Origin of the sequence: Caulobacter sp. (genome assembly GCF_035254145.1) — a bacterium.
Lineage (GTDB): Bacteria > Pseudomonadota > Alphaproteobacteria > Caulobacterales > Caulobacteraceae > Caulobacter.
Map to the genome: position 1 here is coordinate 1 of NZ_DATFAV010000322.1, position 9,566 is coordinate 9,566.

Consider the following 9,566-nt stretch of genomic DNA (forward strand, 5'->3'; position numbering starts at 1 on the left):
CCGGCCCGCAATCCGGTCGCGGCCCAGCAGGCCCGCGCCGCCGGCTTCGCCCTCGACCTGACCAACGGCGGCCCAGACGAGGAGGACGGCGACTTCAAGGAGTACGTGGCGTGAGCGGATCGATCCTCGATCGCCAATGCGTGACCCTGGGTCTCGGCGCCGAGGTGTTCGCCGTGCCGGTGGCCTTCGTGCGCGAAATCCTGGATTACCGCGCGCCCTCGGCCCTGCCTGAAGGTCCGGCCTATCTCCTGGGCCTGACCGACGTGCGGGGCAGGGGCACCCCGACCCTGGACCTGCGCGCCAAGCTTGGCCTGCCGCGCCAGGCGCCGGACCTGGCGACGCGGATCCTGGTGCTCGACGTGCCGGTCGACGGCCGCACCCTGTCGCTGGGCCTGGTCGCCGACCGCGTCATCGAGGTGGCGACGTTCGAGCCCGACGAGATCGAGGCCGCGCCGGATATCGGCGTGCCGTGGCGGTCGGACTACATCAAGGGCGTCGTGCGGCGCGACCACGGCTTCGTGGTGATCTTCGACCTGGCCCGGCTGCTGACCAGTCAGGACGCCATGCTCATCGAACAGGCCGCGTGACCCGCGAGGCTTGAGGGAAAGAATCAGAGTGTCTCAAGCCGCCCTCGCGCAGCCCGTCTCCCCCCAGCTGGACCAGCTTTCCGCCAAGAATTTCGCGAGGCTGTCAGCGTTCATCCACGACTACAGCGGCATCAAGATGCCGTCGAACAAGCGCACCATGCTGGAGGGGCGCCTGCGTCGCCGGATGCGCGCGCACCGGATGAACAGCTTGAACGCCTACTGCAGCTTCCTGTTCGAGGATGGCGGGCTGGAGGGTGAGACCATCCACCTGATCGACGTCGTCACCACCAACAAGACCGAGTTCTTCCGCGAGCCGACCCACTTCGACTTCATGGAGAAGGTTGGCCTGCCGGCTCTAGCCAAGGGGCGGCGCAAACCACTCAAGATCTGGAGCGCGGCCGCCTCGATCGGCGCCGAGGCCTATACCCTGGCCATGGTGCTGGAGGACTTCATCGCCGACCGCCGGGGCCTCGACTATTCCATTCTCGGGACGGACATCTGCACGGACGTCCTGGCCAAGGCCGTGGCGGGCCGCTACGCCGAGCCGATGATCGAGCCGGTGTCCATGGCTCGCCGCCGCCAGTACCTGATGCAGTCCAAGGATCGCGCGCTGGGCGAGGTGCGGATCGTTCCGCGCCTGCGCTCGAAGGTCGCCTTCGGGCGGCTGAACCTGATGGATGAGGCCTATCCGGTCGAGCGCGACATCGACATCATCTTCTGCCGCAACATCCTGATCTATTTCGACAAGCCGACCCAGGCCAAGGTGCTGACCCGCCTATGCGACCATCTGGCGCCTGGCGGCTATCTGTTCCTGGGTCATTCTGAGTCGATCGTCGGCATCGACCTTCCCGTCCGTCAGATCGCCAACACCGTTTTCCAGAAGCGCTAGTCGTGCCCCTCGGTCGAAAAGTCCGTGTCCTGATCGTTGATGACTCCGCGACCGTGCGCCAGACCCTGGCGGCCGTCCTCGAGTCCGATCCGCAGATCGAGGTGATCGGCGTGGCTTCCGATCCGTTCGTCGCCGCTCGCCGCATCCGCGACGAGGTGCCGGACGTCATCACCCTGGACGTCGAGATGCCGCGCATGGACGGCATCACCTTCCTGCGCAAGCTGATGGCCCAGCATCCGGTGCCGGTGGTGATGTGCTCGTCCCTGGTCGAGTCCGGCACCGAGACCTTGATGCAGGCGCTGGAAGCCGGAGCCGTCGACATCGTGCTCAAGCCCAAGGTGGGCGTCGCCGAACACCTGATGGAGTCGCGAATCCGGATCTGCGACGCGGTCAAGGCCGCCGCCAGCGCCAAGGTGGCGGGCGCGCGCCGGCCTCCGATGGCTCTGGCGCGGCCGATCCACGAGCCGGAGAAGAGGCTTACCGCCGACGCCATGCTGCCGCCGCCCAAGGCCTCGATGGCGGGCAAGGCCATGGCGCGCACCACCGAGACGATCGTCTGCATCGGCGCCTCGACCGGCGGCACCGAGGCGCTTCGCGCGGTGCTGGAGACTCTGCCGCCGGACTCGCCGGGCATCGTCATCGTCCAGCACATGCCCGAGAAGTTCACCGCCTCGTTCGCCAAGCGGCTGGACAACCTGTGCGCGGTTTCGGTCAAGGAGGCCGAGGACGGCGACACGGTGCTGCGCGGCCGCGTGCTGATCGCGCCGGGCAACAAGCACACGATCCTCGAGCGCAGCGGGGCGCGCTACTACGTCTCGGTCAAGGACGGACCGCTGGTCTCGCGCCACCGCCCGTCCGTCGACGTCCTGTTCCGGTCGGCCGCGCGGTCGGCGGGGTCGAACGCCGTGGGCGTGATCATGACCGGCATGGGCGACGACGGCGCGCGCGGCATGGACGAGATGAAGCAGTCGGGCGCCTTCACCATCGCCCAGGACGAGGCGACCTCGGTCGTGTTCGGCATGCCCAAGGAGGCGATCACGCGCGGCTGCGTCGATCGTGTGGCGCCACTGCAGCAGCTGGGCGCTGAGATCCTCAAGGCCTCGCGGCGCTGAGGCGTCGCGCCTAGAAGAAGACGTCTTCGTCGTCTTGGACGCCCGGCCCGGCGAGGTCTTCCGTTTCCGGAATCTCGCCCACCCTCGCCGCATAGGCCGCGTGAACCTCGCGCTCCTGGGCCATGGTGTAGGTGCGGGCCAGCGCCGCCATCAGCGGGGCTAGCGTGGCGGCCAGATCGTCGATGCGCGGATCTTCCGACGTGTCGGACCCGGCCAGGACGCCGAGCGCCTCGTCGAGATAGCCGCCGACCTGCCGGTCGAAGTCGAAGCGCGCGGCGGCCTGCTTGAGCATGTCGACCACCTCGCCGCCCTGGCGCGCGGCGCCGGCCAAGTCGCCCTCGACCTCATCGCCGGTCTTGCGGATACGCGTCACGGCCTCGCGCAGGGCGCTGGCCGCGGCCGAGGCCGCGCTTGTCTCTTGCGCCCGCTCCGGCTGGTCCTGCTCGACGGGCGCCGAGCCGAAGAGAGCCTCCAGCGCGGCCAGGGTGTGGCCAGCCGAGGTCTCCAGGTGGGTCGCGTGCTGGCGCAGCTCGATGGCGATCACGCCCAGCGGCTTTCCAGTCTCGCCGATCCGCGAGCATTTCAGGGTCGTGTTCAGCGCCATCATCTGGACGTCGGCGCGCATGTTCTGGATGGCGGCGATCTGCGCGGCAAGATCCTGGGCCGAGCGGGCGGCCGAGCGGCTGACCTCCTCGGCGAAGCGCTCGCCGGCGTCGATGTCGTCCACGAGCGCGAAGGCCTGGCCGATGCTGGCCTCAAGGCCGCGCAGGAAGCTGCCCTTGCCGTCTCGTCCTTCGCCCTGGGCGTGGTCGCGCAGCCGCAGGATCTCGCCGGCGTCGATGGCCATGGCCCCGACGTTGAGGCCGATCCGTGAAACGTCGCGTCGGAAATCCCCGGTCGTCGCGGCCAGTTGCGCCGAGAGCAGGCGGCGCAGGAAGACCGCGAGCCTATGCCGGGTCTCGGCCGACAGGGCGCGAACCTCGGGCGTCTCCAGCAGCCGCAGGCCGAACTGAACGTGCTCGATCCGCTGGCGGGTGATGTCGCCGATCTGCAGAGCGGCGAGGGCCGATCCGACCTTCTTGCGCACCTCGCGCGCCAGGGCGCCGACCCGTTCGGTGATCTCGGCGATCCGACCCTGGTGGGCGGTGATCGCGGCGACCTGCGCCATCAGGGCGTCGGGCACGGCGGGCAACAGCTCGTCGCATCGCCGGCCCAGGTCGGCTTCCTGTCCCAGCGCCCGCCGCAGGCTGGCGTCCAGCGTCGTCAGGTCGGCGCGGAAGGTGTCGAGCTGGCCGCGGCCCATCTCGATGCAGTCGCAGATCTCCTGGGCGAAGATGGCGAACTCGGGGCCGGCGGCGGCGATACCGCCCGAGGTGATCTTGATGTTGACGCCGAAGACCCGGAGATAGGCCAGGTGCTTGTGCATCTCCTCGATGCACTTGGTCAGGTCGCTCCCGACCTTGACCAGATCGCTCAACTGGACACGACGGGCTTCAAGGCTCTCCGGCAGCTGGCGCAGCGTCGCCGAGGCCTGGCCCAGCTCGCGCGCGGCGGCCGCGACGCCGTCGCCGTCGAGGCTCTCGCGCATCCGGTCGAGGGCGTTGATCAGGGCGTTCATGCCGTCGACGGCCCGCGAGAGCACGTCGCCGACCTCAAGGAAACGCCCCTCGATCGCGCCCCGGGCCGCTTCCAGGCAGGCGGCGGCCCTGTCGTCGGGAGAAGAGGCGGAAGAGGCGGAAACCGCCAGGGAAGAAGAGACCATGAAAACGCCGCCCAGGAATGTTCCTCAACATGGCGCGAATGTGCGAATTTGCCGTAAAGGCCGGCCGGTCATCTGAACGACCGACGGTCGGCGATCCGCCAAAGCAATTGTCGGGCGGCGCGGCGCTCTGTAAGCAGGCGCCTTGCCGACGCCGTGAGGCGTTCGAGCGCGACGGCCGGGCGATCCAGCCGTGATTTCGTCGCGCGGTCAGTATGGAATTCGAGCCCGCCGGTCGGGCTCCGAGGAAGGATCCGCATGCCGAGTCCCTTTGTGGCGGCGCTCAAGGATGTGGGAGACGGCGTTCGTCTGGCGCCCCTGTGGTGGCGGCTCGGCCTGGACCAGACCGCCTCGCGCTTCCAGCGCTCGATTCTCGGGCCGTTCTGGATGGCCTGCAACCTGCTGGTCGTCGCCTTCGCCCTGGCCTTCATCGTCGGCGGCCTGATGGGCGTGAACCTGCGGGAGAGCTATCCCCAGGTGGTGGCCGGCCTGCTGGCCTGGTCGCTGGTCGGCGTCACGATCGCCGAGGCCCAGGCGATCTTTCTCTATAATGCGGGTCTGATGCAGAGCCAGCGCCTGCCGCTCAGCTTCTATGTGTTCCTGCACGCCCAGAAGTCGATGACCAACTTCCTCACCCAGATGGTCGCCTTCTGGCTGATGATGTTGGTCCTGGGCCGGTTCACGATCCCCCACTGGACCCTGGTTCCGGGCGTGCTGCTGGTGCTGCTGAACGTGTGCTTCATGGGCTTCATCATCGCCATCCCGTCCACGCGGTTCCGCGACATCGGCTACATGATGGGCTTCCTGGTCCAGATGATCTTCTACGTCACGCCGGTGTTCTGGATGCGCTCGCAGATGAGCGCCGGCCGTCAGTGGGTGGCCGACTACAACCCTCTGGCCCACCAGATCGAGCTGCTGCGCGCCCCGCTGACCGGCCATGCTCCCGCCGCGAATGACTGGTTGTGGACGTTGGGGACGACCGGCGTGCTCGCCGTGGTCGCCTTCGTGCTGCTGGCCAAGTTCGGCAAGCGCGTGGTCTTCTGGCTGTAGGAGCTGGCGATGACGCACCAGATCAAGCTGACGGACGTCGATCTCGACTACTTCGTCTACAGCCTGCGCTCGCAGTCGCTGCGCAGCGCGGTGTTCAACCTCGCGGTCGGTGGCAAGATGTACAAGGCCGCCGGCGACGTCGCCGCGGTCAAGGCGCTGCACGACATCAATCTCGAGATCAACGAGGGCGATCGCATCGCCCTGGTCGGCCACAACGGCTCGGGCAAGACGACCCTGCTCAAGGTGATCGCCGGCATCTACCACCCCACGCGCGGCGAGTTGAAGATCGACGGCGACATCACCTCGATGATCGCGATCGGCGCGGGCCTCGACATGGAAGCCACCGGCCTGCGCAACATTCACAAGCTGGGCCTGATGCGACGCCTGCCGCGCAAGGTGATCGACAGCCGCATTGACGCCATCGCCGAGTTCTCCGGCCTGGGCGATTTCCTGCACCTGCCCGTGCGCACCTATTCGGCGGGGATGCTGGCGCGCCTGATGTTCTCGGTCGCCACCGAGTTCGAGGCCGACATCCTGGTGCTCGACGAATGGCTCAGCGCCGGCGACGCCGATTTCGTCAAGAAGGCCGGCCAGCGCATGCACCAGATGGTCGAGGACGCCAAGATCGTGGTGATGGCCACCCACGACCACGATCTGGTCCGCCGCGTCTGCAACCGCGTTTGCGAGCTGAAGGCCGGCCGCATCGCGTTCCTTGGTTCGACCGAGGACTGGTTGGCCTATCGTGAGAGCCAAGCCGCATGACCGACGCCGCCATCCGCCTCGCGCATGAGGACATCAAGGGCGTCGAGACCGACGACTGGATCGCGCGGCTCAAGCGCTCGGTCGCCGAGCGCGTGCAGGACGGCCGCCTGTTTCCCGACTTTCCGTCCGCGGAGATCCAGCGCCAGTTCGTCGGCTCGGCCTATGAGGACGCCCTCGACGAGGCGGGTCGCTTCTATCGCTTCGCCCAGGAAAGCATGGGCGACCGCGGCTACAAGCGCTCGAGCGGCAAGGGCTATCTGGACTTCGGCTGTGGCTGGGGCCGGATCGGGCGGTTCTTCCTGCGCGACTTCCAGACCCAGGACATGGTCGGGGTCGATATCGATCCGGACATGGTCGCCTTCTGCGCCGGCGCCAACCTGCCGGGCCGGTTCGAGACGATCGCCAACGGCCAGCCGCTGCCGTTCGAGGACGGGGCCTTTCGTCTGGTCACCGCCTATTCGGTGTTCACCCACCTGCCGCCGCACCTGTTCCGCGCCTGGCTGGCGGAGCTGATGCGCGTGCTCGCTCCCGGCGGCCTGCTGGTGTTCACGGTCGAGCCGCCGCGTTTTCTCGATTTCCTGGAGGCTACCGACGCGACCTCGCCCAACGCTTGGCTCGCGGCGCTGTCGGTCTACAAGGATCGCCTACCGCAGCTGCGCGCCGACCTGGCCCAGGAGGGCATCGCCTATCTGCCGTCGGGCGGCGGCGCCTATCGCGAGTCCGACGTCTATGGCGAGACGGCGGTGACCGCCAAGTTCGTGGCCAAGGAGGCCGCGCCGCATGGCGGGGAAGTGGTGCGCTACATCGACGATCCCGCTCAGTTCTGGCAGGCGGCCGTGGTCATCCGCAAGCGCCTCCCCGAACGCTCGGGGTTTGTGGCGCGGCTGCTGGGCCGCTTGACGGGCAAGGCATGACGGCGCTTCCGCCCGGCCTCAAGCCCGGTCGCGACGTCACGGTCGAGGGCGTCGACGGCGAGGGGCGGCTCGCGCTGGTCGGGACCGGCGACGATCCGCAGATGATCTGGACGCCCTCGCGCGCCGAACGCGCGGCGCTGCGCGCAGCCCGCACCGTCCGGGTCGACGTCAAGCTGGAAGCCCTCGACGGAGAGCTTGTTGGCCCCGCCCTCTTCGCCGACTGGGGCGACGGCTTCTCCGAGGATTCCTACGCCCGTCTGAAGGCCGGGCCCGACGGCTGGTTCGCCTCCCTGCCGGCTCGCAGCCGACAGCTGATGCGGGTGCGTCTCGATCCTTCGGAAGGCCCGTGCCGCTTCGCCGTGAGCGAGGTCTCGGTCAAGCCGGCCGGTCATCTGGGGCGGGATCCGCGCGGCTGGAAGGGCGCGGCGATCCAGGCGATCAAGCCAGCGCTCGGGCCGCTGCGCCAGCCGGTCGGCGCGGTCTGGCGCAAGGGTCGCGCCGTCGCCGAGCAGGTCCGGGCCCGTCGCGCCAAGACCGGCGACGCCGGTCCGGTGCGCGCGGCCTACACCCACGCGATCCAGGTCTCGAAGAACCTGCGCAGCCCCCACTACGCCGCGCCGATCGCCGCGCCGATATCGCTGCCGGTCGATGCGCCCAAGGTCGTGGCCTTCTACCTGCCGCAATTTCATCCGTTCCCGGAGAATGACGCCTGGTGGGGCAAGGGTTTCACCGAGTGGACCAACGTCTCCAAGGCCCAGCCGCAGTTCCTGGGCCACTACCAGCCGCGCCTGCCAGGGGATCTCGGCTTCTACGACCTGCGCCAGCGCGAGGTGCTGGCCCAGCAGGTCGACCTGGCCAAGGGGGCGGGCGTCCACGCCTTCTGCTTCCATTACTACTGGTTCGCCGGCAAGCGCCTGCTGGAAAAGCCGATCGAGCTCTATCTGGCCGATCCGAGCCTGGACCTGCCATTCGCGCTCTGCTGGGCCAACGAGAACTGGACCCGCCGCTGGGACGGCGACGAGACCGACGTCCTGATGGCCCAGAAGCACTCGCCGGAGGACGACGCGGCCGTGTTCGAGGACATGGCCCGCTACATCCGCGATCCGCGCTATCTGCGTGTCGGCGGCAAGCCGGTGCTGGTGCTCTATCGTCCGGAGATCCTGCCCGAAGCCAAGGCCACCACCGAGCGCTGGCGGGCCAAGGCCCGCGCCATGGGGCTGGGCGAACTGCACCTGCTGTGCACGACGGCCTTCGGCTTCCAGGACTATGCCGGCCACGGCTTCGACGGGATCATCGACTTCCCGCCGCACGCCATTGTCGAGGGCGAGATCACCAAGGCGGTGACCCCGCTGCACGAGGCCTTCACCGGCAAGGTCTACGACTATCCGGCGGTGGTGCGTCACAAGCTGTCCGAACTGTCGCGGGTCGACGCGGCCTTCGTGCCCGGCGTGATGCCCGGCTGGGACAACCAGGCGCGCAAGCCTTGGGCTGGTCACGCCTTCCACAACGCCGACCCCGAGAGCTATTTGACCTGGCTGTCCGGCGCGCTGAGCCATGCGGTCGCGCGCCACCCCAAGGGCGAGGCGGTGGTCTTCGTCAACGCCTGGAACGAGTGGGGGGAGGGCGCCTATCTGGAGCCCGACCGCTGGTTCGGGCATGGCTATCTGCACGCCACCCGCGCCGCGCTCAGCGCCTATCAGCCGCGCTTGACCGACGCCCATCCTCTGGTGGCTGAAGCCCAAGCCGGGTTCGTCAAGCGCGCCGACGCCGTGACCCTGCTGCACCTCTTCTATCCGGAGCTGATCGACTGGTTCGCCGAGCGCCTGGCGGCCACCGCCGACCTGCTGGATTTGATGATCACCGTGCCGGAGACCTGGGATCAGGCCGATCTGGCTCGCGTTCGCGCGGCCTTCCCAAACGCCCATCTGGCCATCGCCGAGAACCGGGGGCGCGACATCCGCCCGTTCGTCGAGACCCTGCGCCGGGCGCGGAGCTTCGGCTATTCGGTGTTCTGCAAGCTGCACTCCAAACGCTCGCCGCACCGCGCCAAGGGCGACGCGTGGCGGGCCGAACTGGTCGACGGCCTGCTGGGCGGCGAGGCGGCGACGCTGGCCTTGCGGGCGTTCGACCAGGATCCCAGGCTGGGCCTGCTGGCCTCGTCAGAGGCGCGGATGCGGGTCGGCGATCCGGACGTCATGGACAACAATCGGGAAGCCGTCTCGCGGCTGTCGGCGCGGATGGGCCTGAAGGTCGCGCCGGAGACGCCGTTCGCGGCCGGCTCGATGTTCTGGGGGCGGACGGAGGCCTTCGCGCCGCTTTCCAATCTCACCGACGCCGAGATCGGCTTCGAGCCCGAACTGGGCCGTGTCGACGGCACGACCGCCCACGCGATCGAGCGCCTGACGGCGGCCATCGCCATCCGCGCCGGTTACCGCGCGAGCTTCGAGCTGTGAGACGGCTGGCCGGCCTGGCGCGCCGGGCGGGGCGGCGGCT

Annotated in this window: 8 protein-coding genes; 7 read left to right on the top strand and 1 reads right to left on the bottom strand. The window is 68.7% G+C overall.

Going from position 1 to position 9,566, the window contains the following annotated elements:
- Positions 1 to 110: 110 nt before the first annotated feature.
- The 3 genes from VJ655_RS19190 to VJ655_RS19200 are packed head-to-tail and all read left to right on the top strand — an operon-like array spanning position 111 to position 2,588.
- Positions 111 to 587 (top strand): chemotaxis protein CheW, encoded by a 477-nt coding sequence (locus VJ655_RS19190; protein ID WP_324113876.1) that lies wholly within the window; start codon positions 111 to 113, stop codon positions 585 to 587.
- A gap of 28 nt (positions 588 to 615) precedes the next feature.
- Complete coding sequence (locus VJ655_RS19195; protein ID WP_324113878.1) at positions 616 to 1,476, top strand: CheR family methyltransferase; 861 nt, start codon at positions 616 to 618, stop codon at positions 1,474 to 1,476.
- Between the two features lie 2 nt (positions 1,477 to 1,478).
- A complete protein-coding gene (locus VJ655_RS19200) occupies positions 1,479 to 2,588 on the top strand; it encodes a chemotaxis response regulator protein-glutamate methylesterase (protein ID WP_324113881.1) in 1,110 nt (369 codons plus the stop codon).
- A 10-nt stretch (positions 2,589 to 2,598) separates the two neighbouring features.
- On the opposite strand, the gene VJ655_RS19205 is transcribed toward VJ655_RS19200, so the two are convergent.
- Positions 2,599 to 4,350, bottom strand: a complete 1,752-nt coding sequence (locus tag VJ655_RS19205; protein ID WP_324113883.1) for a hypothetical protein — start codon at positions 4,348 to 4,350, stop codon at positions 2,599 to 2,601.
- Positions 4,351 to 4,605: 255 nt separating this feature from the next.
- Between VJ655_RS19205 and VJ655_RS19210 the strand changes: the two genes are divergently transcribed.
- From VJ655_RS19210 to VJ655_RS19225, 4 genes are read left to right on the top strand one after another with little or no spacing between them, the layout of a single operon-like run.
- Positions 4,606 to 5,397 carry an ABC transporter permease gene (locus VJ655_RS19210; protein WP_324113885.1) on the top strand — a complete coding sequence of 264 codons (792 nt, stop codon included), beginning with the start codon at positions 4,606 to 4,608 and terminating at the stop codon, positions 5,395 to 5,397.
- Positions 5,398 to 5,406: 9 nt separating this feature from the next.
- Positions 5,407 to 6,159: an ABC transporter ATP-binding protein gene (locus tag VJ655_RS19215; protein WP_324113887.1), complete on the top strand. Its 753-nt coding sequence runs from the start codon at positions 5,407 to 5,409 to the stop codon at positions 6,157 to 6,159.
- Positions 6,156 to 7,073 (top strand): class I SAM-dependent methyltransferase, encoded by a 918-nt coding sequence (locus tag VJ655_RS19220; RefSeq protein ID WP_324113889.1) that lies wholly within the window; start codon positions 6,156 to 6,158, stop codon positions 7,071 to 7,073. Before VJ655_RS19215 ends, VJ655_RS19220 begins: the two co-directional genes overlap by 4 nt.
- On the top strand, positions 7,070 to 9,526 hold the full coding sequence (locus VJ655_RS19225; RefSeq protein ID WP_324113891.1) for a glycoside hydrolase family 99-like domain-containing protein: 2,457 nt from the start codon (positions 7,070 to 7,072) through the stop codon (positions 9,524 to 9,526). The genes VJ655_RS19220 and VJ655_RS19225 overlap by 4 nt, the downstream gene beginning before the upstream one ends.
- Positions 9,527 to 9,566: the final 40 nt, after the last annotated feature.